Source organism: Sphingobium sp. HDIP04, from assembly GCF_000445085.1.
Classification (GTDB): Bacteria; Pseudomonadota; Alphaproteobacteria; order Sphingomonadales; family Sphingomonadaceae; genus Sphingobium; species Sphingobium indicum.
Map to the genome: position 1 here is coordinate 91,715 of NZ_ATDO01000078.1, position 22,637 is coordinate 114,351.

Annotated in this window: 24 protein-coding genes and 1 tRNA gene; 13 read left to right on the top strand and 12 right to left on the bottom strand. The window is 64.6% G+C overall.

Annotated elements, in window-relative coordinates; translation table 11 throughout:
• Nucleotides 1-116 precede the first annotated feature (116 nt).
• Nucleotides 117-1,289: an acetyl-CoA C-acetyltransferase gene (locus tag L286_RS33635; protein WP_007685849.1), complete on the bottom strand. Its 1,173-nt coding sequence runs from the start codon at nt 1,287-1,289 to the stop codon at nt 117-119.
• Nucleotides 1,290-1,340: 51 nt separating this feature from the next.
• Nucleotides 1,341-2,429 carry an alpha/beta hydrolase gene (locus tag L286_RS33640; protein ID WP_020820781.1) on the bottom strand — a complete coding sequence of 363 codons (1,089 nt, stop codon included), beginning with the start codon at nt 2,427-2,429 and terminating at the stop codon, nt 1,341-1,343.
• On the opposite strand from L286_RS33640, the gene phaR reads away from it, so the two are divergent.
• Nucleotides 2,428-3,006 carry a polyhydroxyalkanoate synthesis repressor PhaR gene (gene phaR, locus L286_RS33645; RefSeq protein ID WP_007685851.1) on the top strand — a complete coding sequence of 193 codons (579 nt, stop codon included), beginning with the start codon at nt 2,428-2,430 and terminating at the stop codon, nt 3,004-3,006. The two genes, L286_RS33640 and phaR, sit on opposite strands and share 2 nt — an antisense overlap.
• 102 nt (nt 3,007-3,108) lie before the next feature.
• Nucleotides 3,109-4,635 (top strand): aminoacyl--tRNA ligase-related protein, encoded by a 1,527-nt coding sequence (locus L286_RS33650; RefSeq protein WP_025160907.1) that lies wholly within the window; start codon nt 3,109-3,111, stop codon nt 4,633-4,635.
• A gap of 165 nt (nt 4,636-4,800) precedes the next feature.
• On the opposite strand, the gene hslU is transcribed toward L286_RS33650, so the two are convergent.
• Together hslU and hslV are read right to left on the bottom strand one after the other, a co-directional pair.
• Nucleotides 4,801-6,102, bottom strand: coding sequence for an ATP-dependent protease ATPase subunit HslU (gene hslU, locus L286_RS33655; RefSeq protein WP_007685854.1), 1,302 nt, complete (start codon nt 6,100-6,102; stop codon nt 4,801-4,803).
• Between the two features lie 147 nt (nt 6,103-6,249).
• Nucleotides 6,250-6,816 carry an ATP-dependent protease subunit HslV gene (gene hslV / locus L286_RS33660; RefSeq protein ID WP_025160906.1) on the bottom strand — a complete coding sequence of 189 codons (567 nt, stop codon included), beginning with the start codon at nt 6,814-6,816 and terminating at the stop codon, nt 6,250-6,252.
• 171 nt (nt 6,817-6,987) lie between these two features.
• Between hslV and L286_RS0124490 the strand changes: the two genes are divergently transcribed.
• Complete coding sequence (locus tag L286_RS0124490) at nt 6,988-7,176, top strand: hypothetical protein (protein ID WP_013040016.1); 189 nt, start codon at nt 6,988-6,990, stop codon at nt 7,174-7,176.
• An 18-nt stretch (nt 7,177-7,194) separates the two neighbouring features.
• On the opposite strand, the gene L286_RS33665 is transcribed toward L286_RS0124490, so the two are convergent.
• Complete coding sequence (locus L286_RS33665) at nt 7,195-7,323, bottom strand: entericidin A/B family lipoprotein (RefSeq protein ID WP_007685859.1); 129 nt, start codon at nt 7,321-7,323, stop codon at nt 7,195-7,197.
• Between the two features lie 134 nt (nt 7,324-7,457).
• Here L286_RS33665 and L286_RS33670 point away from each other — a divergent pair.
• The 5 genes from L286_RS33670 to L286_RS33690 all read left to right on the top strand — a co-directional run bounded on the left by L286_RS33670 (nt 7,458) and on the right by L286_RS33690 (nt 12,556).
• A tRNA-Val gene (locus L286_RS33670) sits at nt 7,458-7,532 on the top strand.
• Nucleotides 7,533-7,659: 127 nt separating this feature from the next.
• On the top strand, nt 7,660-9,879 hold the full coding sequence (locus L286_RS33675) for a S9 family peptidase (RefSeq protein ID WP_025160484.1): 2,220 nt from the start codon (nt 7,660-7,662) through the stop codon (nt 9,877-9,879).
• 194 nt (nt 9,880-10,073) lie between these two features.
• Entirely contained in the window at nt 10,074-11,099 is a 1,026-nt protein-coding gene (locus tag L286_RS33680; RefSeq protein WP_007685970.1) for an aspartate-semialdehyde dehydrogenase, read from the top strand.
• 10 nt (nt 11,100-11,109) lie between these two features.
• Nucleotides 11,110-11,790, top strand: a complete 681-nt coding sequence (locus L286_RS33685) for a DUF2238 domain-containing protein (RefSeq protein WP_020820850.1) — start codon at nt 11,110-11,112, stop codon at nt 11,788-11,790.
• A 4-nt stretch (nt 11,791-11,794) separates the two neighbouring features.
• Entirely contained in the window at nt 11,795-12,556 is a 762-nt protein-coding gene (locus L286_RS33690) for an alpha/beta fold hydrolase (RefSeq protein ID WP_020820851.1), read from the top strand.
• 130 nt (nt 12,557-12,686) lie between these two features.
• Here L286_RS33690 and L286_RS33695 read toward each other — a convergent pair whose 3' ends face one another.
• Both L286_RS33695 and L286_RS33700 read right to left on the bottom strand, forming a co-directional pair.
• Nucleotides 12,687-14,141 carry an AMP nucleosidase gene (locus L286_RS33695; RefSeq protein WP_020820852.1) on the bottom strand — a complete coding sequence of 485 codons (1,455 nt, stop codon included), beginning with the start codon at nt 14,139-14,141 and terminating at the stop codon, nt 12,687-12,689.
• 74 nt (nt 14,142-14,215) lie between these two features.
• Nucleotides 14,216-14,698, bottom strand: a complete 483-nt coding sequence (locus tag L286_RS33700; RefSeq protein WP_007689220.1) for a peroxiredoxin — start codon at nt 14,696-14,698, stop codon at nt 14,216-14,218.
• Nucleotides 14,699-14,844: 146 nt separating this feature from the next.
• On the opposite strand from L286_RS33700, the gene L286_RS33705 reads away from it, so the two are divergent.
• The 3 genes from L286_RS33705 to ahcY all read left to right on the top strand — a co-directional run bounded on the left by L286_RS33705 (nt 14,845) and on the right by ahcY (nt 17,650).
• Nucleotides 14,845-15,405 (top strand): YqgE/AlgH family protein, encoded by a 561-nt coding sequence (locus L286_RS33705; protein ID WP_020820853.1) that lies wholly within the window; start codon nt 14,845-14,847, stop codon nt 15,403-15,405.
• Between the two features lie 162 nt (nt 15,406-15,567).
• Nucleotides 15,568-16,119: a hypothetical protein gene (locus L286_RS33710; protein WP_021223329.1), complete on the top strand. Its 552-nt coding sequence runs from the start codon at nt 15,568-15,570 to the stop codon at nt 16,117-16,119.
• Between the two features lie 121 nt (nt 16,120-16,240).
• On the top strand, nt 16,241-17,650 hold the full coding sequence (ahcY, locus tag L286_RS33715) for an adenosylhomocysteinase (protein ID WP_007689212.1): 1,410 nt from the start codon (nt 16,241-16,243) through the stop codon (nt 17,648-17,650).
• Between the two features lie 150 nt (nt 17,651-17,800).
• On the opposite strand, the gene L286_RS33720 is transcribed toward ahcY, so the two are convergent.
• The 3 genes from L286_RS33720 to L286_RS33730 are packed head-to-tail and all read right to left on the bottom strand — an operon-like array spanning nt 17,801 to nt 19,468.
• Nucleotides 17,801-18,082 carry an acylphosphatase gene (locus tag L286_RS33720; RefSeq protein WP_020820855.1) on the bottom strand — a complete coding sequence of 94 codons (282 nt, stop codon included), beginning with the start codon at nt 18,080-18,082 and terminating at the stop codon, nt 17,801-17,803.
• Complete coding sequence (locus tag L286_RS33725) at nt 18,082-18,816, bottom strand: NYN domain-containing protein (RefSeq protein WP_020820856.1); 735 nt, start codon at nt 18,814-18,816, stop codon at nt 18,082-18,084. Before L286_RS33725 ends, L286_RS33720 begins: the two co-directional genes overlap by 1 nt.
• Before the next feature lies 1 nt (nt 18,817).
• On the bottom strand, nt 18,818-19,468 hold the full coding sequence (locus L286_RS33730; protein ID WP_025160485.1) for a carbonic anhydrase: 651 nt from the start codon (nt 19,466-19,468) through the stop codon (nt 18,818-18,820).
• A gap of 20 nt (nt 19,469-19,488) precedes the next feature.
• Here L286_RS33730 and lipA point away from each other — a divergent pair, with 20 nt between their 5' ends.
• The gene (gene lipA, locus L286_RS33735) at nt 19,489-20,472 is read left to right on the top strand and encodes a lipoyl synthase (protein ID WP_020820858.1); all 984 of its coding nucleotides are present in this window, start codon (nt 19,489-19,491) and stop codon (nt 20,470-20,472) included.
• A 4-nt stretch (nt 20,473-20,476) separates the two neighbouring features.
• A complete protein-coding gene (locus L286_RS33740) occupies nt 20,477-20,953 on the top strand; it encodes a type II toxin-antitoxin system RatA family toxin (protein WP_007689200.1) in 477 nt (158 codons plus the stop codon).
• On the opposite strand, the gene L286_RS33745 is transcribed toward L286_RS33740, so the two are convergent.
• Both L286_RS33745 and L286_RS33750 read right to left on the bottom strand, forming a co-directional pair.
• Nucleotides 20,899-21,417, bottom strand: a complete 519-nt coding sequence (locus L286_RS33745) for a CinA family protein (protein WP_007689197.1) — start codon at nt 21,415-21,417, stop codon at nt 20,899-20,901. The two genes, L286_RS33740 and L286_RS33745, sit on opposite strands and share 55 nt — an antisense overlap.
• A gap of 5 nt (nt 21,418-21,422) precedes the next feature.
• Entirely contained in the window at nt 21,423-22,589 is a 1,167-nt protein-coding gene (locus tag L286_RS33750; RefSeq protein WP_029986414.1) for a bifunctional 2-C-methyl-D-erythritol 4-phosphate cytidylyltransferase/2-C-methyl-D-erythritol 2,4-cyclodiphosphate synthase, read from the bottom strand.
• Nucleotides 22,590-22,637: the final 48 nt, after the last annotated feature.

Below are 22,637 nucleotides of genomic sequence, written 5' to 3' on the forward strand. Positions count from 1 at the left end.
GGTTCCTGCCTTCGCAGGAACACGTCCCACTTCAACCTCGCCGGTGGGTATCAGCCGACATGAAAAGGGCCGCCGATCTGCAATGAGATCGGCGGCCCTTTTCGTTTACCGCAAGCTCAACGTTCGATGCACATGGCGACGCCCATGCCGCCGCCGATGCAAAGCGTGGCAAGGCCCTTCTTCGCGTCGCGCTTCTGCATTTCGTAGATCAGGGTGGTGAGCACGCGCGCGCCCGAAGCGCCGATCGGGTGGCCGATGGCGATGGCGCCGCCGTTCACATTGACCTTTTCCGCGTCCCAGCCCAGTTCCTGGCCAACCGCCAGCGCCTGCGCGGCGAAGGCTTCATTGGCCTCGATCAGGTCCAGGTCTGCGAGCGACCAGCCCGCCTTGGCCAGCGCCTGGCGGCTCGCCGGAGCCGGGCCGATGCCCATGATCGACGGATCGACGCCGCAGGTCGCGAAACTGGCGATGCGGGCCAGCACGGGCGCGTCGCGCTTCGCCGCTTCTTCCGCGCTCATCAGGACCAGGGCGGCCGCGCCGTCGTTGATGCCGCTGGCATTGGCGGCGGTGACGGTGCCGTCCTTCCTGAACGCGGGACGCAGGCTCTGCATCGCCTCCAGCGTGGCGCCGGCGCGGATATATTCGTCGGTGTCGACGATGGTGTCGCCCTTGCGGCCCTTGACGGTCACGGGCGCGATCTCGTCCTTGAAACGGCCCGATGCGCGGGCGGCCTCCGCCTTGTTCTGGCTGCCGACGGAGAAGACGTCCTGCGCTTCGCGGCTGATCTGATATTTCTCCGCCAGATTTTCCGCCGTGATGCCCATGTGATAATTGTTGAAGGCGTCGGTCAGGCCGTCATGCGTCATCGTGTCGACCAGGGAGATCGGACCCATTTTCGCGCCGCCGCGCAGATATTGGGCGTGCGGGGCGAGCGACATGCTTTCCTGCCCGCCCGCGACCATGATGCGGGCGTCGCCGGCGCGGATCGCCTGCGCCGCCAGGGCGACGGCGCGCAGGCCCGAACCGCAAAGCTGGTTGACGCCGATGGCGGTGCGCTCGACCGGGATGCCGGCGTTGACGGCGGCCTGGCGGGCGGGGTTCTGCCCCTGGCCGGCGGTCAGGACCTGGCCCAATATGACCTCGTCCACCTCCTCCGGCGCGACGCCCGCCTGGGCGAGGGCGGCGAGGATGGCGGTACGGCCCAGTTCATGCGCGGGCGTCGATCCGAAGGCGCCCATGAAGCCGCCGACGGCGGTGCGCTTGGCGGCGGTGATGACGATGTCTGACAAGGGCATTGATCCTCAGTTCCAGGGGTGATGCTTTCGCGGTTGCACATATCATCATCCGCCATGGCTGGAAAGCCATTGGGACAGGGGTTCCCACAGCATCGTTCGCGCCCGGCCGCCCACGATCATGCCGACATGGCCCAGGTTCAGGGTCGCGTTCTCCGCCATTTCCGGCGCGGCGGCGGCGGGCACGATGCGGTCGGCGGCGGAACGGATCGACAGCGTGGGACAGGCCAGCCGGCGCGACTCGATCGCGCGGCCGCCGACAAGCCACTCCCCCCGTCCGCTCGCATTTGCGGCATAGAATTGCTCGAAAAGGTCGCGCCCCGCGGCATGGCTGAGCGGCGGACCGCCATTGGCCCAATCCTCCACCGCCAGAAAGGCATGTTCTTCGTCGGAACCCGGCGCCATGTCGGCGAAGGCGGCATATTTGCGAATCGTCCGGGCCGGGTCCATCGCCCAGAAGCCCGATTGCAGCACCTCCATCGGCACATAGCCCAACCGCTGGCACATCGGCTTGGAACTGCGCCAGAGCGCGCCGATCTCTTCCCGGTCGGCGGCCGGGAAGCCGTCGAAATCCCAGGGCGTGGCGATGGTCGCCAGCGCCCTTACGGGGTGCAGCACCGCCGCGCCGATCGCCAGATTGCCGCCCAGGCAATATCCCACGACGATCGCCGGTCGGTCGAGGGCGGCCAGCATCGGCAGCAGCCGTTCCGTCACGTGCCGGTCGAGGCCCAGCGCGCCGTCGTCCGCGGCCGGCGTGCCCCAATCGACCAGATGGGCGTCATGTCCTGCTGCACTCATGTGGCGCAGCATGGAGCGGCTGGCGGACAGGTCCAGCACCTGCGGCGGGTTGATCAGCGAGGGCACGAACACCACCGGAAAACGGCCGTTTTCCGTCCCATATCGAAGCAGCCGGGCGCTGCCCGCGCTGGCGACGACCGGAACGGCCGGCGGCGGGGAAGGGCGGCTGGCCTCCTGATATTTCCGCAGGCCCTGGAAAGCCCGTTTGCGCAGTTCGGGATCATCCTGCGTTTCGCGCCATAAAATATTGAGAAAAAGGGGTAAGGGCCGCGGGCCATGTTGCGGCGCGGCATTGCCTTGTGCTAATGCGGAAAATGCAGGTGTGGGAGAGGTATCCATGGCCAAATCTAAGACCGCGAACGAATCCGAGCCGGTCGTTATCAAGAAGTACGCTAACAGGCGGCTCTATAACACAGAAACGTCAAGCTACATCACGCTGGATCTTTTGTCGCAAATGACTCGCGAGGGGCGCGAGTTCGTCGTCGTTGATGCGAAGACGGGAGAGGACATCACGCATAATGTCCTCACGCAAATCATCATGGAGGAGGAGCAGCGGGGCAAGAACATGCTGCCCGTCAACTTCCTGCGCCAGTTGATCGCCATGTACGGCGATTCCATGCAGTCCATGGTGCCGCAATATCTGGAAGCGTCGATGGACGCGTTCCGCAAGAACCAGCAGCAGTTCCAGGAAGCGATGAAGGGCGCGTTCGGCGGCGGCCCGCTGGCCGAGATCGCCAAGCGCAACATGCAGATGTTCGAGGCGGCGGCGAGCGCCTTCGGCACGGGCATGCCCGGAATTCCCGGCATGCCGACGCCCGCTTCCCCGCCCGCCTCCGACGGGGCGAAGGACGATGAGATCGCGGAACTCAAGGCGCAGCTTGCCGCGCTCAACGCGAAGATCGACAAGCTGAGTTGATCGTCATCCCGGCGTCGACCGGGATCGTGACCGTTGGGAGTCGACAGGGGCGGCGCGCTTGTCCTATGGCGCGCCATCCACTCGAATTTTAAGGTCGACCCCGTGAAGCATGCCCTTTCCGTTACCCGCGAACAGGATTTTTCCGCCTGGTATCAGGCCGTCATCTCCGAAGCCGACATGGCCGAGGAAAGCGGCGTGCGCGGTTGCATGGTCATCCGGCCCTGGGGCTATGGCATCTGGGAACGGATGCAGAAGCTGCTGGATGACCGGATCAAGGCGACCGGCCATGAAAATTGCTATTTCCCGCTGTTCATCCCGCTTTCCTATTTCGAGAAGGAGGCGGAGCATGTCGACGGCTTCGCCAAGGAGATGGCGGTCGTCACCCATCACCGGCTGATCCAGAAGGACGGCAGGCTGGTGCCCGATCCCGATGCGAAGCTGGAGGAGCCGCTGGTGGTGCGTCCGACTTCGGAGATGGTGATCGGCGCGGCCTTTTCCCGCTGGGTGCAGAGTTGGCGCGACCTGCCGGTGTTGATCAACCAGTGGGCCAATGTGGTGCGGTGGGAGATGCGCACGCGCATGTTCCTGCGCACGGCGGAGTTCCTCTGGCAGGAGGGGCATACCGCCCACGCCAGCGTCGAAGAGGCGATGGAAGAGACGCTCAAGATGCTGGAAGTCTATCGCGGCTTTGCCGAGGAGTGCGTGGCGCTGCCGGTGATCGCGGGCGAGAAGCCGGAGAATGAGCGCTTTCCGGGCGCGGTCGCGACCTATTCCATCGAGGCGATGATGCAGGATGGGAAGGCTTTGCAGGCCGGGACTTCGCATTTCCTGGGCACGACCTTTTCTTCGGCGCAGAATATCAAGTTCCAGAATGCCGAAGGAGCGCAGGAACTGGCGCAGACCACCAGCTGGGGCATGTCGACGCGCATGATCGGCGGGCTGATCATGGTGCATGGCGATGATGACGGGCTGCGCGTGCCGCCCCGGATCGCGCCCTATCAGGTGGTCGTGGTGCCGATGTTGCGCGATACGGACGAGGATGCGGCGATCCTGGATTATTGCGGCGATCTGGTAGCGGAACTGAACCGGCAGGATGTGTTCCGGGAGCCGGTGCGCGCCCTGTTGGACCGGCGGCCCGCCAAGGCGGCGAACAAGCGTTGGGGCTGGGTCAAGAAGGGCGCGCCCATCGTGATCGAGGTTGGCGGGCGCGATGTGGCCGGGGGCAATGTGTCCGTCATTCGACGCGATCGGCTGTATCGCGAGGATGGGAAGCTGGACAGCCGGATCGTGGCGAAGGGCGAATTCCTTGGCGCCGCGACCGGGATGCTGGAGGAGATACAGCAGGCGCTGTTCGCGGACGCTCAGGCGCGGTTGCTGGGGAATATCGACAAGTCGGTGACTTCGCTGGATGGGCTGAAGGCCTATTTCGGCGCGAGCAAAAAGCCGGGCTGGGCGCTGGTGCAGTGGGCCAGGCCGACCGGGGCCGCACTCGACAAGGTGGTCGAGTGGCTGAAGGGCGAGAAGCTGACGCTGCGCAATGTGCCTTCGGATGCGGAAGCGGCGGATGGCGTTTGCGTGTTCACCGGCGAGAAGGCGGTGGAGCGGGTGCTGGTGGGGCGGAGCTACTGACGTTAGTCATTCGGCAAATCGCGATACCGCCCGCCTTCACTTGATTGACGGAGGCGTCGGTTAAATCGCATCGTGTTCCTGCGCAGGCAGGAACCCAGTCCCAGCGTTTGAACTGGGTTCCTGCCTGCGCAGGAACACGGATATTAGTAGGCGGCAGCTTCGCCCTTACAGCACATATTTGCTGAGGTCGGTGTTGCGAGCGACCGCGCTCAACTGTTTCTCCACATAGGCCGCGTCGACCAGCAGCGTTTCGCCCTGGCGGTCTTCCGCGTCGAAGCTCACATCCTCCAGCAGCTTTTCCATCACGGTCTGGAGGCGGCGGGCGCCGATATTCTCGACCTCGCTGTTCACCTCCGCCGCGATCTTCGCCACGGCGCGGATGCCGTCGGGCGTCAGGTCGACGGTCACGCCTTCGGTCGCCAGCAGCGCGCGATATTGCGCAACAAGGCTGGCCTTGGTGTCGGAGAGGATCGACACGAAATCATCCTCCGTCAGCGCCTTCAGTTCGACGCGGATCGGCAGGCGGCCCTGCAATTCCGGCAGCAGGTCGCTGGGCTTGGCCACATGGAAGGCGCCGCTGGCGATGAAGAGGATGTGATCCGTCTTGAGCGGGCCATATTTGGTCGAGACCGTGGTGCCCTCGATCAGCGGGAGCAGGTCGCGCTGCACGCCCTCGCGGCTGACGGAGCCGCCGCGCACGTCGCTGACGGCGATCTTGTCGATCTCGTCGATGAAGACGATGCCGTTCTGCTCCGCGCTGTTGATGGCGACGCGGGCGACGTCGTCCTGGTCCAGGCGCTTGTCCTGCTCCTCCTCGACCAGCTTGTCCCAGGCCTCCGCGACGCGCAGCTTGCGGCGCTTCTTCTGTTGCTGGCCAAAGGCCTTCGACATCATGTCGGACAGGTTGATCATGCCGATCTGGCCGCCCATGCCGGGGATTTCCATCGGCATGGAGGGGCTGTCGGCGACTTCCACCTCCACCTCGACATCGTTCATCTGGTTATTCTCGATCCGCTGGCGGAAGGAGAGGCGGGTGGCCTCGCTCGCTTCCTTGCCGGTCAGCGCGTCGAGCAGGCGGGCCATGGCGGCTTCGGATGCGGCTTCGCGCACGGCTTCGCGGCGGCGGTCCTTTTCCAGGCGCACCGCTTCCTCCACCAGGTCGCGGACGATCTGCTCCACGTCGCGGCCGACATAGCCGACTTCGGTGAATTTGGTGGCCTCGACCTTCACGAAGGGCGCGTCGGCCAGCTTGGCGAGGCGGCGGCTGATCTCCGTCTTGCCGCAGCCGGTGGGGCCGATCATCAGGATGTTCTTCGGCGTCACCTCGTCCCGCAGGTCGGGCGAGAGGCGCTGGCGGCGCCAGCGGTTGCGCAGGGCGACGGCCACGGCGCGCTTGGCGTCGGCCTGGCCGATGATGTGCGCGTCGAGGGCGGAGACGATGGCTTTGGGGGTCAGATTGTCGTTCATCTTCATCTCACTCCCCTCCCATTCAAGGGAGGGGCAGGGGGTGGGTGCGATTGCGCCGGCAATCGCTTGCAACGTTTGAGGGATAGGTTGGAAGCTCGCTTTGCTCGCGGCCCACCCCACCCCCTCCCGCCTGCGGGAGGGGCTTTATTATGTCGCGCTTTCCAACTCTTCGACCACAAGCTGATCGTTGGTGTAGACGCAGATGTCCGCCGCCACCTTCATCGCCTTGCGGGCCAGGGTTTCGGCATCTTCCTCATATTCCACCAGCGCTCGCGCCGCGGCGAGGGCGAAATTGCCGCCGGAACCGATTGCCGCGACGCCGCCCACCGGCTCCAGCACGTCGCCGTTGCCGGTCAGGATCAGCGTCACGTCCCTGTCCGCGACGATCATCATCGCTTCCAGGTTGCGGAGATATTTGTCGGTCCGCCAGTCCTTGGCCAGTTCCACCGCGGCGCGCATCAACTGGCCGTTATGCCGCTCCAGCTTGGCCTCCAGCCGCTCAAACAGGGTGAAGGCGTCCGCCGTCGCTCCAGCGAAACCGCCAATCACCGATCCGTCGTGGAGGCGGCGGACCTTGCGGGCGTTGGGCTTCATCACCGTCTGGCCCATGGAAACCTGGCCGTCGCCGGCGACGATCACCTTCCCGTTCTTGCGTACCGACATGATGGTGGTGCCATGCCAGACGGGCATGGAACTGGAGCGTTGGTCGTTCATGGCCGGCATATGGGAGCGATGAGGACGGCGCGCAAGCATCCGCTGCATAAGCGCCGGATCGTGGCATTTTCTGGACGGATTTATTTCAATTCGTTCAGGAACCAATCTGGCTCAATTGACATTGTGCAACGCAGCAACAATCATCCAGGCATGTTGCAGAGAGGCAGGATCATGACCCTCAAGGCCAGAGCGCGGGAAAAGGTCGAACGGGCGGGAATATCCAACTATTCCTTCGACCAGGACGTGCTGGTGATGTGCGGCGTGCGCTACACGATCGCGGCCTGCGACTGCGGCGAGCCGGAATGCGACGGTGTCCGGCTGGAGAAGGATGCGGCCGTCGCCAGCCGCATGCTCCAGTGATCGGACGATCCGGCCGGATCAGTTGATCGCTTTTTCCCCGGCTCGGCCGACGGATTCGATGTCCCGGCCCGCGCCCTTCACGGTATTGCACGCAGCCAAAGAGGTAAGAAGCAGCCCGGCGATGACCAGGGCGACGGTTTGACGCATGTATAGGCACTCCTTCTGAAAGCGTATCGACTATAACGCGGATGGAGCGGATAAGTCCATTTTCGGAAAATAGCTTGTGCGATATGCTTGACAGGCGGCGCGGTGGATGCCAATGGCCGCCTCCTCCTTAAAGGGGGCGCGTAGCTCAGCGGTAGAGCACACCCTTCACACGGGTGGGGTCACAGGTTCAATCCCTGTCGCGCCCACCATGGCCCATCTGGAAGCGGCCATGGGTTTGAAGAAATATTATTTCCCAACATTGATCTTTTCATCCGCTTGGCGCTAATTTCGCGCGCATGCGCTGCGGCTCTGTCGCGGTCCAAGCAAGGGATGAAAATGTCGCCATATCTGAAAAGCGGCGCGGCTGTCGGCGCGCTGTTGCTTTCCGTGATTTCCGCCCAGGCGCAGGAAAAGCTGACGCTGGAGCGGGTGTTCGCCAGTCCCGACCTGTCCGGTCCGCAGCCCAGGGCGTTGAAGCTGTCCCCCGACGGCAAGCTGGTGACGCTGCTGAAACCGCGGACGGATGAGAAGGAGCGGCTCGACCTGTGGGCCATCGACACGTCCACCGGCGCGGAGCAGATGCTGGTCGATTCGAAGAAGACCGGCAGCGGCGCGGAGCTTTCCGAGGCGGAGAAAATGCAGCGGGAGCGGGATCGCTCCGTCGCGGGCAGCACCGGCATCGTCGGCTATGACTGGGCGCCGGACGGGAAATCCATCCTGGTGCCGGTCGATGGCGACCTTTATCTGGCGGCGCTGGACGGAAAGGTGACGCGGCTCACCGATACGCCGGACGGGGAGCTGAACGGAGTGGTCAGCCCGAAGGGCGGCTATGTCTCCTTCGTGCGCGGCGGCAATTTCTTCGTCCAGCCGATGGGCGGCGCGGAAAGGCAGTTGACCCAGGGCGCCGGCGATACGGTGAGCTGGGGCGTCGCCGAATTCGTCGCGCAGGAGGAAATGGACCGGCGCACCGGCTATTGGTGGTCGCCCGACGACAGGCTGATCGCGGTCGCCCGCGTGGATGAAAGCCCGGTCAGCACCGTCACTCGCACCGCCATCGGCGGCGACGAGGGCACCAAGGTCTATCAGCAGCGCTACCCGGCGGCCGGAACGCCCAATGCGCTGGCCGACCTTTATGTCATGAAGCCGGACGGCAGCGGCCAGGTGAAGGTCGATCTGGGGACGGAGAGGGATATCTATCTTGCTCGCGTCGACTGGTCGAAGGACGGCAGGACGCTCTATGTCCAGCGCGAGAGCCGGAATCAGAAGACGCTGGACCTGCTGGCTGTCGATCCGGCGACCGGCAAGGCGCGGGTGATCCTGACCGAAAGGGCGAAAAGCTGGATCAACCTCAGCAACAATTTCACGCCGCTCAAGGACGGCAGCTTCCTCTGGTGGTCGGAAAGGACCGGCCATGGGCATCTTTATCATGTGCGGGGCGGCAAGTGGACGGCGCTCACCAGCGGCGATTGGGAAGTGCGCGACGTGGTGGGCGTGGATGAGGGCAGGGGCCTCGTCTATTTCACCGGCAACAGGGAAACGCCGCTGGAGCAGCAGCTTTACGCGGCATCGCTGGCCAAGGCGGGGCCGCTGCGGCAATTGACCGCGACCGGCTGGTGGAATGACGCGGTGATGGATGGCGCGGCTAGCCGCATCGTCGTGGCGCGCAGCAATGCGGACCAGCCCAGGCAGGTCTATCTGGCCGACAGCGCGGGCAAGCAACTGAACTGGCTGTCGGAAAATGCGATCAAGGGGGATCATCCCTATGCGCCCTATCTCGCCAGCCATGCGAAGACGAGGTTCGGCACGATCAGGGCGGCCGACGGGTCAACGCTCTATACCCGGATCATGACGCCGCCGCTGGAGGCCGGGAAGCGCTATCCGGTCTTCATGTTGCATTATGGCGGGCCGGGCGCCGGGCGGCAGGTGACGAATTCATGGGGTTCGCCCATCTACCAATATCTGGTGGACCGGGGCTGGATCGTCTTCGCGGTCGACAATCGCGGCACGCCCGACCGGGGCAAGGCGTTCGAGGACCAGATCCACCGCGCCATGGGCACGGTCGAGGTGGAGGACCAGTTGAAGGGCGTCGAGTGGCTCAAGGCCCAGCCCTATGTCGATCCCCGGCGGATCGCGACCTATGGATGGTCCTATGGCGGCTATATGTCGGTGAAGCTGCTGGAGAAGGCGCCGGGCGTTTTCTCGGCGGCGGTGGCGGGCGCGCCGGTGACGAAGTGGGAATTGTACGACACCCATTATACCGAGCGCTATCTGGGGCAGCCGCAGGAGAAGCCGAGCGCCTATCCTGGATCCGGCGCAGTGGATGAGGCGGTGAAGATCAAGGATCCGCTGCTGCTGGTCCACGGCATGTCGGACGACAATGTGGTCTTCGACAATTCGACCGCGCTGATCGCGAAGATGCAGGCGGCGGCCGTGCCGTTCGAGATGATGGTCTATCCGGGCCAGACCCATCGCGTCGGCGGGCCGGGGATCAGCGTGCATCTGTGGCGGACTATCGAGGATTTCCTGGCGCGGGAGGGGACGGGGCCAGAAAAATGAGGTTCCGTGTTCCTGCGCAGGCAGGAACCCAGTTCAACGGTGGAACTAGGCTCCTGCCTGCGCAGGAGCACGGAGCGGCAGCATGGAGATAAGAAGCCCCGCTTCGGCCCGATAAACCGCTTGTCGCTGGACAAACGGCGCAATGCCGCTATGGCGCCCACTCCGCAATTGTGCATGGAGTGGAGTGTTAAGTCATGGGCTACAAGGTCGTCGTCGTTGGTGCCACCGGAAATGTGGGCCGCGAGATGCTGACCATTCTCGCCGAGCGCGAGTTCCCTATTGACGAGATCGCGGCGGTCGCATCGCCCCGATCGCAGGGCACCGAAATCGATTTCGGTGACACCGGCAAGACGCTCAAATGCAAGAATATCGAGCATTTCGACTTCACCGGCTGGGACATCGCGCTGTTCGCCGCGGGTTCCGGTCCGACAGCGGAATATGCGCCCAAGGCGGCTGCCGCGGGCTGCGTGGTGATCGACAATTCGTCGCTCTACCGCATGGACCCGGACGTGCCGCTGATCGTGCCCGAAGTGAATCCGGACGCCATCGACGGCTACAAGAAGAAGAACATCATCGCCAATCCCAACTGCTCGACCGCGCAGATGGTCGTGGCGCTCAAGCCCCTGCATGACGCCGCGACGATCAAGCGCGTCGTCGTCGCCACCTATCAATCGGTTTCCGGCGCGGGCAAGGCGGGCATGGACGAGTTGTTCGAACAGTCCCGCAACATCTTTGTCGGCGATCCGGCCGAGCCAAAGAAGTTCACCAAGCAGATCGCCTTCAACGTGATCCCGCATATCGACGTCTTCCTGGACGATGGTTCGACCAAGGAAGAATGGAAGATGGTCGCGGAAACCAAGAAGATCCTCGATCCCAAGGTGAAGGTCACGGCCACCTGCGTGCGCGTGCCGGTGTTCGTCGGCCATTCCGAAGCGATCAACATTGAATTCGAGAATGAGATTTCGGCGGAGCAGGCCCAGAACATCCTGCGGGAGGCGCCGGGCGTGATGCTGGTCGACAAGCGCGAGGATGGCGGTTACGTCACCCCGGTCGAGTGCGTGGGCGACTATGCGACCTTCATCAGCCGCGTGCGGGAGGATTCGACCATCGACAACGGCCTGAACCTCTGGTGCGTCAGCGACAATCTGCGCAAGGGCGCGGCGCTCAATGCCGTGCAGATCGCGGAACTGCTGGGCCGCCGTCACCTGAAGAAGGGCTGAGGTTCTTGCCATGATCTCCGGCGCTGCTGTCTGGAAAGCCGTTCCAGTCGCGCAGCGCCGGATGATCATTGTGGCTGTAGCGGCGATTTTCGCCGCCAATGTCGACCAACCCTATCCCGAACTGGCTCCGCTCCAGCATGGGCCGACGCTCCTGCTGGCCCTCGTCGCGCCGTGGCTGCTGCGGCGATGGCCTTTGTCGAACGGGTCGGCGGCGTGCATCCTCATTTTCCTGCTGCTGCACACGCTGGGCGGTCGGTATATCTATTCCTACGTGCCCTATGACGCCTGGGCGCGGGCGGTCAGCGGGCATGATGTTTCCGGCACCTTCGGGCTTGCGCGCAATGGTTATGACCGGCTCGTGCATTTCGCCTTCGGCGCTCTGCTGACGGCGCCCATGGCGGAGGCGGTTCGGCGTCATGGCAATATGCGGGCGGGCTGGAGCCTTGCCTTCGCCTTCATCTTCGTGGGGTTCGCGGGGGCCCTGTACGAGATTTTCGAATGGCTGCTGAGCGTTGTCGCCGCCGGCCGGACCGCCGACTGGTATAATGGCCAGCAAGGCGACATGTGGGATCCGCAAAAGGACATGGCGGCCGCGCAGATCGGCAGCGCCCTGGCTCTCGTCTGGCTTCTCGCCACTCGACAAGGGCAGGGCGAGGCCATATCGCCGGACCCGCATTCATCCAAGGAGTAGCCGCGTGTCCGACCTGCCCATCGAAAAGCTGGAGATCAAGGGTTTGGGAGGGCTTCCGCTTGCCGTGCATGTGGTGGGGCAGGGGCGAGACCTGGTGCTGATCCACGGCTATTTCTCCAATGCCTGGACCAACTGGATACGCTACGGCCATGCCGCGAGACTGGTCGAGGCGGGTTTCCGCCTCATCCTGCCGGACCTGCGGGGGCATGGCGAAAGCGGCAAGCCGCATGACCCGGCCGCCTATCCGCCGGACGCCTTGACGGAGGACGGGCTGGCGCTGGTCGAACAGATGGGGCTGACCGACTATGATCTGGGCGGCTATTCGCTCGGCGCGCGGACGACCGTGCGGATGCTGGCGCGGGGAGCGACGCCGCGCAGGGTGATCCTGGCCGGCATGGGGCTGCGCGGCCTGGTCCAGACGCTCGACAATGGCGGCTATTATCGCAAAGTCCTGACAAACCTGGGCACGTTCGAGCGCGGGACTTCGGAATGGATGACGGAAGCCTTCCTGAAGACCACCAAGGGCGATCCTGTCGCGATGCTGCACATCCTCAACACCTTCGTCGATACGCCGAGGGATGTCATCGCCGGCTTCCAACAGCCAACCGAGGTCATTTGCGGGGCCGACGACCGGGACAATGGCGTGGCGCAGGAACTGGCCGATCTGCTGCCCAATGGGCGCTATGTCGAAATTCCGGGGAACCATATGAATGCCGTGACCCGGAAGGAATTGGGGCAGGCGATGGTGGATTTCCTGACGGCTTGATTTTCGGGCGTCCCCCTCCGTTCGGGCTGAGCTTGTCGAAGCCTCTCCCTTTTCTTCAAGAAAGTAAGACCCTTCGACAAGCTCAGGGCGAACGGGTGTTGGGTGATCGCTTCATGGGATATGGCTGCGCTTAACGGAATGGCGGTTCGTTGAAGGCGCGCAGCTTGCGGCTGTGCAGTTTCGGCCCCTCCTGCCGCAGCAGCTCGCAGGTCATCAGGCCCACGCGCAAGTGGCCCGCAATCGCCTCCTCATAGAAGCGATTGGCCTGACCAGGCAGTTTCAGTTCGCCATGGATCGGCTTGTCCGACACGCACAGCAACGTCCCATAGGGCACCCGGAAGCGATAGCCCTGCGCCGCGATGGTGGCGGACTCCATGTCGATGCCCACGGCTCGCGACAGGCTGAACCGCAGGGCCGAACTCGAATAGCGCAGTTCCCAGTTGCGGTCGTCGGTCGTCACGACCGTGCCCGTGCGCAGGCGACGCTTGAAATCCTCCCGGTCGTCGCCGCCCAGCACGGCCTCGGCCGCCTTGGCCAGCGCCACCTGAACCTCCGCAATGGCGGGAACCGGGATTTCCGGCGGCAGCATCTCGTCCAGCACATGGTCGTCGCGTAGATAGGCGTGCGCCAGCACATAGTCGCCGATCCTTTGGCTGGGGCGCAGGCCGCCGCAATGGCCGATCATCAGCCAGACCTCCGGCCGCACCACCGCCAGATGGTCGCAGATCGTCTTGGCGTTGGAGGGGCCGACACCGATATTGACCAGCGTGATCCCGCTGCGATCCGGGGCGATCAGGTGATAGGCGGGCATCTGGTGCTTGCGCCAGGCGCTGTCCGCGATCATCCGGGCCGGATCGGCGGTCTCCGGCGTCACATAGACCCCGCCTGCCCCTGACAGCGCGGTATAGAAACTGCCCTCCCGCTGCAATTCAGCGCAGGCCCAGGCCACGAATTCATCGACATAGCGGTGATAGTTGGTGAACAATATGTAGCGCTGCACATGTTCCGCCGGAGTGCCGGTATAATGTTTGAGGCGCGCCAGAGAGAAGTCGGTGCGCAGGCCGTCGAACAGCGCCAGCGGCCTTTCGCCCTCCACATCCTGCATGAACAGGCCGTCCGCGATCTCGTCCCCGATTTCCGCCAGTTCGGTGGCCGGGAAATGGCGGGCGAGTTCGGTGGGCGGCGTGCCGTCCAGCGCGCTCATGTCCAACCCGTCCAGGACATAGGGGAAGGGAATCTGCTGGCCGCTGATCCCGGTTTCCACCGTCACGCCATAATCGCGGACGAGGAGGTCGATCTGTTCCGCCAGATAGTCGCCGAACATGGCGGGGCGGGTGACGGTGGTCACATAGCGCCCCGGCCTGGACAGCCGCGCGAAGGAGCGGCCGGGCGGCGGCGCCTCCGACTCGCCATGATGGACGATGCGCAATTCCGGATAGCAGAAACGCCTGTCGGTCTTGGCTTCCGCTGGCGGAACGCTGCCGTCGCGGGCGTAGGCGCGCATGGCCTCGCGGAGATTTTCGATGGAGTTCCGATAGATGTCGTCGAGTTCGGCGACGATTGCACTGCCGATGCTTCTTGTCATCGTCCCTTGGTAACGCACTTATAGGGCCGAAGGAAGATGCGCGCCCGAATTGCAGGCGCGCATCCTGGCGAAAATCAGATCTGGTCGAGCAGATATTCGGCCGACGACACCTTGAAATCGCCCGGCGCCTCGACATTCAGTTCCGCGACGACGCCGTCCTTGACGATCATGGAGAAGCGCTGTCCCCGCGTGCCGAGGCCGAACTTGCTGCCGTCCATGGTAAGGCCCACGGCCTGCGCGAATTCGCCATTGCCGTCCGCCAGCATCGTCACCTTGCCGTCGGCATTGGCGGACTTGCCCCAGGCGCCCATGACGAAGGCGTCGTTGACGGCGGTGCAGGCGATCTCGTCCACGCCCTTGCCCTTCAGTTCCTCCGCCTTCTCGACGAAGCCGGGCAGATGGCGCGCGGAGCAGGTGGGCGTGAAGGCCCCCGGCACGGAGAACAGCGCGACGGTGCGACCGGCGAAGAAATCGTCCGAAGCGACCTGCTCCGGGCCGTTCTCGGTCATCTTGACGAAAGTGGTGCTGGGGACGCGTTCGCCCTTCGAAATGGTCATGGTCTGCCTCCTGGCCTTGTTGGGGTCGGCGGCACGTTGGGCCTGGCGGGCGGTCTGTCAAGGGGGCGGCATGGAATATGGCGCGCCGCCCCGCTCAAGCGACGGCCCGCCATTGGCAAAGGCGACAAGGGGCGTATATTTGCCCCATGATCACAGCGCGCTCCTATGCCGGACAGTTTCTGCTCGCCCTGCCGGGAATGGAGGACATGCGGTTCGATCATTCCGTCATCGCCATGTGCGTCCATGACGAGAACGGATCGCTGGGGATCGCCGTCAGCGACGAGATCGACGGCGTCAGCCTGCACGATCTGCTGGAGAGCTTCGACATCGAGCCCGGCGACGTTCCGGATACTCCCGTCCTGCGCGGCGGTCCGGTCGAACCGCGGCGCGGCTTCGTGCTGCATTCGCTCGACTGGAACGGACATGACATGGTCGCCGTGGGCGAAGGGTGGGGCCTGTCCGGATCGCTGGAAATCCTGAAGGCCATCGCGGAAGGAAAGGGGCCGAGTCGCTATCTGGTCGCCCTGGGCTATGCCGGATGGGGCGCGGGGCAACTGGACGAGGAAATGAACGGGGAAAGCTGGTTTCCGACCGACTGCACCGCGGAGCTTCTGTTCGACATCCCGGCGGCGCGGAAATGGTCGGCCGCCTTCGCCGCCGCCGGAGTCGACGCCTCCCACCTGGTCAGCGGCGCGGGATCGGCCTGACCGATGGTCGGAACGCGGCCGTAAGCATGGCCGTTCCGGGCGCTTGTTTCCCCGGCGTAACTGAACCCTTTACGGTAAAATCCGGCTAACCTTCGCCGTTGAGAGTCCGGCAACCGGATGGGCGCACCCTGATCATCGGGCAATTGGACGGGGGTTCAACTCATGAGGATATTGATCGCAGCGGCGCTTGCCGCGACGATGCCGCTTGCGCCGGCGACGGCGGCGACATGCTGGAAGCAGACTGCCGTGGAAGCGGCGCAGATCCGCGATTTCGAGATGATGCTGATGGTGTCCGCGCTGCGATGCCGGGCGACGGGACATGATTTCCTGGCCAGCTATAACCGCTTCATCCGGGAAAAGCGCGAGACGCTGACGCAAGTGAATGACGAATTGCGGGAGCATTTCCGCTCGATCGCCGGGCCGGTCGGCGCGCTGGCGGCTTATGACAATTACGTCACGGGCCTGGCCAACATCTACGGCGCGGGGGCGGACGGGCTGGCCTGCCGCGACCTACAGTCGATCACGGAGGCCGCCAACGCGCTGCCGCCCAGCCGGTCGGCCCTGCTGGAACTGGCGGACGCCGCTGCGATCGGCCCGCATCTGTCGGGCGCCCGGTGCGACATCGTCACGGCGATGGCTGGGAAGGCGCGGAAAACCGGCGAATCCGCGTCTGACGCGCCGCTGCGGGTGGCGGTGCGCGGGCCGGCGGAATAAGACATAAAGAAAACTTTATATTGAGTTGCCTTGGACGGCGGCGATTGGTAAAGCCCAGCCCATCGTCGCCGTTCGTTCATTCGGGCGGCGGCTTCAATCTTAACGATATGGAGACAGGCTCGTGGCCACCGCACCCGCCACCCAGGCGCAGGACTATGTGATCCGCGACATCGGCCTTGCCGCTTTCGGCCGCAAGGAAATCGAGATCGCGGAGACCGAAATGCCGGGCCTGATGGCCCTGCGCGCCGAATTCGGCGCCGCCAAGCCGCTGAAGGGCGCGCGCATCACCGGATCGCTGCACATGACGATCCAGACCGCCGTGCTGATCGAGACGCTGGCCGAACTGGGCGCGGAGATCCGCTGGGCGTCGTGCAACATCTTCTCGACGCAGGACCATGCCGCCGCCGCCATCGCGGCGCGGGGCATCCCGGTCTTCGCCGTCAAGGGCGAGACGCTGGAGGAATATTGGGACTATGTCATCCGCATCTTCGACTGGGGCGACACGGTCTGCAACATGATCCTGGACGATGGCGGCGACGCCACCATGTTCGCGCTGTGGGGCGCGCGCGTCGAGGCCGGGGAGGAACTGTTCACGCCGGGCAATGAGGAAGAGGAAATCTTCGTCGCAACGCTCAAGCGCTTCCTGGCGGAGCGTCCCGGCTATCTGACCGAGACGGTCAAGGCCATCAAGGGCGTGTCGGAAGAGACCACCACCGGCGTCCATCGCCTCTATGAATTGGCGAAGAAGGGCAAGCTGCCCTTCCCGGCGATCAACGTCAACGACAGCGTCACCAAGTCGAAGTTCGACAATCTCTACGGCTGTAAGGAATCGCTGGTCGACGCGATCCGCCGCGCCACCGACGTGATGCTGGCCGGCAAGGTCGCGTGCGTCGCCGGTTTCGGCGACGTGGGCAAGGGTTCGGCCGCATCGCTGCGCAACGGCGGCGCCCGCGTGCTGGTGACGGAGATCGACCCGATCTGCGCGCTGCAGGCGGCGATGGAGGGCTATGAAGTCGTGACGATGGAAGAAGCGGCCACCCGCGCCGACATCTTCGTCACCGCGACCGGCAACGAAGCCGTCATCACAGTCGATCACATGCGCGCCATGAAGAATATGGCGATCGTCTGCAACATCGGCCATTTCGACAGCGAGATCGAGATTGCCGGCCTCAACAACATGCAGTGGACCGAGATCAAGCCGCAGGTGGACGAGGTTCAGTTCCCCGACGGCAAGAAGATCATCGTCCTCGCCAAGGGCCGCCTGGTGAACCTGGGCTGCGCCACCGGCCATCCGAGCTTCGTGATGTCGTCCAGCTTCACCAACCAGGTGCTGGCGCAGATCGAACTGTGGACCAAGTCGGACGAATATAAGAATGAAGTCTATGTGCTGCCCAAGCATCTGGACGAGAAGGTCGCGGCGCTCCACCTGGAGAAGCTGGGCGTGAAGCTGTCCAAGCTGACGCCGAAGCAGGCCGCCTATATCGGCGTGTCGGCGGAAGGGCCGTTCAAGCCGGATCATTACCGCTACTGAGCGGATGGGAAGGGGGAGGCGCGGACCTCCCCCTTTTTCTTTCGGGCAAGGGATCGGTCGATCGTGGCCGATGGGGCTTTTGGGCGTGGCTCGGTTAGAGGTTTTCAAGCAGATAGGATCTGCTGAATCGGGAACGCGATAACGGAAAAGTCAGGCGGTCGGCAGCTTTCGAAACGACCCATGGCCCTCGACTGCCGCATCGGTCGCATCTATCCGCGCTACCCGCGCCGCAGGGGGGCCTTGTCGCGCCAGCAGGATGAATCGCTCCACGCCGTCCTGCGATCCTTCCACCAGCGCTTCCACGCTGCCGTCCATGCGATTGCGAACCCAGCCGGCCAGGCCGAGGCCGCGCGCCGTCTCCACCGCCCAGTTGCGGTAGAACACGCCCTGAACCCGGCCGAGGATCGTCAGGCGACGGGCGATGACGGTCATCAATGCACCCGCTTGATCCAGGTCTGGCCGTCGCGGCTCTCCACCTTGAAATTCTTGATCGAGCGGACAAGGTCCGACAGCCGCTTGAAGCCATAGTTGCGCGTGTCGAAGCTGGAGCGGTTCCCCGCGAGCTTGCCGACTTCGCTGAGGCGGGCAAAGCCCTGATCGTCGCGTTTCACGGCATTATAGGCGTCGATCAACAGCTTGACGAGGTCGGGCGCGACTTCGGGGGCGTCAGGGGAGGGCGGCTCCTCCGTCGACTCCGCCAGTTCGACCGGCGTTTCCCTTGCGCTGGTGAGCGCCCCGACATCGATGAAGCGCGTGCAGGCGCTGCGAAAGGCCTGCGGCGTCTTGTCGGTGCCGAAACCATAGACCGGCAGCCCTTCCTGCCGGAGGCGCGTGACAAGCGGCGTGAAATCGCTGTCGCTCGACATCAGGCCGAAGCCGGTGACGCGGCCCGACGCCATCAGGTCCATGGCGTCGATGGTCATCTTCATGTCCGTGGCGTTCTTGCCCCTGGTCAGGTCGAACTGCTGCTGCGTTTCGATGGCCTGCGTCACGGCCTGCCGCGCCCAGCCCTTGAGCGCGGGCTTGCTCCAATTGCCATAGGCGCGGCGGATGTTGACGGTGCCCAGTTCCGCCAGGACGGTCAGCACCGGATCGAAATGGTCGGCGGAAACATTGTCAGCGTCGATCAGCAGGGCGATATTGCCGCTGGGGATCGACGCGGTCATGTCAGGCGTCCAGCGGCGCGGGATGGAATTCGCCGCTCGCCTCGTCCAGCAGATGAAGCTGCCCGTCGGCGATGGCGAAGAAGGCGCCGACCAGCTTGAGTTCTCCCTCGCGTTCCTTGACGCGGACGCAGGGGAAGGTGCGCAGATTGGCCAGGCTGACCTTGACGCCTTCCTGTTCCATGGCGCGTTCGGCGTCGCGGCTGTGATCCTCGCCGAAGCTCTCGACCACCTTTTCCCGCGCTTCGTCCAGCAGTTCGATCCAATTGTGGATGAAGCCGCCTTCGCCCGGAGGCGCGTCCTTCAGCGAATGGCTGAGCGCCGCCTTGCAGCCGCCGCACTTGCCATGGCCCATGACGACGATCTCGCCCACCTTCAGCACCTGCACGGCGAATTCCAGCGCGGCGGAAACGCCGTGGCGGCCGGGATTGGTCTCGAACGGCGGCACCAGCGCGGCCACGTTGCGGACCACGAAGATCTCGCCGGGGCTGGTATCGAAGATCTGCGCGGGATCGACTCGGCTGTCGGAGCAGGCGATGACCATGACGCGGGGGCTCTGCCCTTCGTTGAGTTCGTCCCATCGCTCGCGCTGCTCGGTCCAGCCGGTGTTGCGGAAGCGGCGATAGCCGGCAAGCATATCAGCGAAGTCGGTCATGCGCCGGTCTGTGCCGAACAATGATGGGGCTGGCAAGAGCGCTCTTGCATCGCTATCTGGGGCGCATGACCGACATCGTCCCGATCCCCGCGCCCGCCAACCGCCCCGAGCGCGCCCGCAAGCCCGACTGGATTCGCGTGAAGGCGCCGACCAGCCCCGGCTATCATGAGACGCGCAAGCTGATGCGGGACAAGGGGCTGGCGACGGTGTGCGAGGAGGCGGCCTGCCCGAATATCGGTGAATGCTGGACCAAGAAGCACGCCACGGTGATGATCCTGGGCGATGTGTGCACGCGGGCCTGCGCCTTCTGCAACGTCAAGACCGGCATGCCGCGCAAGGTCGATCCCAATGAGCCGCAGAACCTGGCCGACGCCTGCGCGGAAATGGGGCTGGAGCATATCGTCATCACCTCGGTCGACCGCGACGACCTGCCCGATGGCGGCGCTTCGCAATTCGTGAAGGTGATCGAGGCGCTGCGCCGCACGACCCCGGACACGACCATCGAGATATTGACGCCGGACTTCCGCAACAAGCATGAACGGGCGGTCGAGATGATCGTCGCGGCGCGGCCGGACGTTTATAATCACAATCTCGAAACCGTGCCCCGGCTCTATCCCACCATCCGCCCCGGCGCCCGCTATTATGCCTCGCTGCGGCTGCTGGAGACGGTGAAGAAGCTCGATCCGTCGATCTTCACCAAGTCGGGCATCATGCTGGGCCTGGGCGAGGAACGGCTGGAGGTCCATCAGGTGATGGACGACATGCGCTCCGCCGACATCGATTTCCTGACCATGGGGCAATATCTCCAGCCCACGCCCAAGCATGCGAAGGTGATGGAATTCGTCACTCCGGCGGCGTTCAATGCCTATGCGGCGATTGGGCGGGCCAAGGGCTTCCTGCAGGTGGCGTCCAGCCCGCTGACCCGCTCCAGCTATCATGCGGGCAAGGATTTCGCCGAAATGCGCGCCGCCCGCGAGGCGCAACTGGCGAAGGCCGCCCAATAAGCCGATGCCCAGGCACAACGAAACAAGGCCGCTTCCCTACACGCCCGAACAGATGTTCGACCTGGTGGCGAATGTGGAGGCCTATCCCGAATTCCTGCCTTGGGTCAGCGCGATCCGGGTTCGCTCCGACAGCGAGTCGGAAATGGTCGCGGACATGATCGTCGGCTTCAAGGGGATCAAGGAGAGCTTCACGTCCCGCGTCCACAAGCATCGGCCCGACCATGTGCGGGTCGATTATCTCGACGGGCCGCTCAAGCATCTCCACAATGAATGGAATTTCCGCGACGACGGCAAGGGCGGGGTGCTGGTGGATTTCGAGGTCGAGTTCGAATTCAAGAACCGGCTGTTCGAAATGCTGGCGGGCCAGGTTTTCGACAAGGCGCTGCGCAAGATGATCGGCGCCTTCGAAACCCGCGCTGCGGAGCTTTACGGCGCGGGCGAGTCGGGCAGCAGCAGTTCGAGCGCGCACAGCGCCGCCTGAAGGCGCACGCCGCCCCGGCCCGTATCCCCGAAATAACGCATGTCGGCCACGATCTTGTCAGGACTGGCGCCGCGTTCGGCGCGGGCGAAGACGACCGTGCCGACGGGCTTCTGCTCCGATCCGCCGCCGGGGCCGGCTATGCCGGTGATGGCGACAGCGACATTGGCGTGGCTCTTGTTGAGCGCGCCTTGCGCCATGGCCCAGGCGGTGGCGATGGACACCGCGCCGAAAGTTTCGATGACATCCTGCGAAACCTTGAGAAGTTCACTTTTCATATCGTTGGAATAAGTGATGAAACCTGCCTCGAACACTTCCGACGATCCGGCGATTTCGGTCAGCGCGGCAGAGACCAGACCGCCGGTGCAGCTTTCCGCCACGGCGATGGTCCGGCCGGCGCGGCGGTTGGCGATGATGACGCGCTCGGCCAGTTCGACCAGCGACGCGGGAAGGATGCTATCGGGCATGGCGATCAGATTAGCGCGGGGAGGGAGAGGGTGGCAACAGCCTGTGCGGCAATGCCTTCGCGGCGTCCGGCAAAGCCCAGCCGCTCGGTCGTCGTGGCCTTCACGCTGACCCGGTCGAGGGACAGGCCCAGTATTTCCGCGATCCGGCCACGCATCGCATCCCGATGCGGACCGATTTTCGGGGCCTCGCAAATCAGCGTCAGGTCGACATGTTCGATGAAGCCGTCCCGTTTTGCGACGCGCTCCGCCGCATATTCCAGGAACCGGGAGGAAGCGACGCCGCGCCATTGCGGGTCGGAGGGCGGAAAGTGGCTGCCGATGTCCCCCTCCGCCAGCGCGCCGAGCAGCGCGTCGACCAGCGCATGGATCGCCACGTCCGCATCGCTATGCCCCGCCAGGCCCCGGTCGTGCGGAATGCGGACGCCGCAGAGCCATAATTGCTCATCGGCGGCCAGGCGGTGGACGTCATAGCCCGTGCCGGTGCGGATGCTGCGGCCCGCGCCCAGCCGGACTTCGGCGCGGGCAAAGTCTTCGGCATAGGTCAATTTTTCCAGCCTTTCATCGCCCGCGACCAATATGACGTCATGACCCGCATGGCGCATGATCTGGGCATCATCGGTTGCTTCCCGCCCGCTATCCCAGGCCCGGTGGGCGGCCAGGATCGCATCGAAATGGAAGGCTTGCGGGGTCTGGACGCGGGCCAGGCCGTCGCGGTCCACGATTTCCCCGGCGCGGGCCGTTTCGTTCCTGACGAGAGTGTCGGTGACGGGCAGGGTGGGGATGGCGCCGGGCGCCTGAGCCAAGGCGGAAAGCAGCCGGTCGATCACCGCGCCGGGCAGGAAGGGGCGAGCCGCGTCATGGATGAGGATGCGGGCCGCCCCGCCGGAGGATGCGATATGTTCCAGCCCTGCGCGCACCGATCCGCGGCGGCTGTCCGCGCCCTGGACGATGGCGGCGACCGCGCAGCCCCCGATGGCCGTGCGCGCTTCGGCTTCCTGACCTGCGCCGACGACCAGGATGATGGAGTCGATGGCCGGATGCCGGGAAAGCGCGTCGACGGCATGGGCCAGCACGGGCTTTCCGCCGATCAGGCGGAACTGCTTGGCAATGTCGCCGCCTGCGCGGCTGCCCTGACCTGCTGCGACCAGCAATGCGACCGTTCTGTCTGTCATGGCCGCGCCTGTATCGCAGCGGCGGGCCAACCGCCAGCCCCGCTTCGC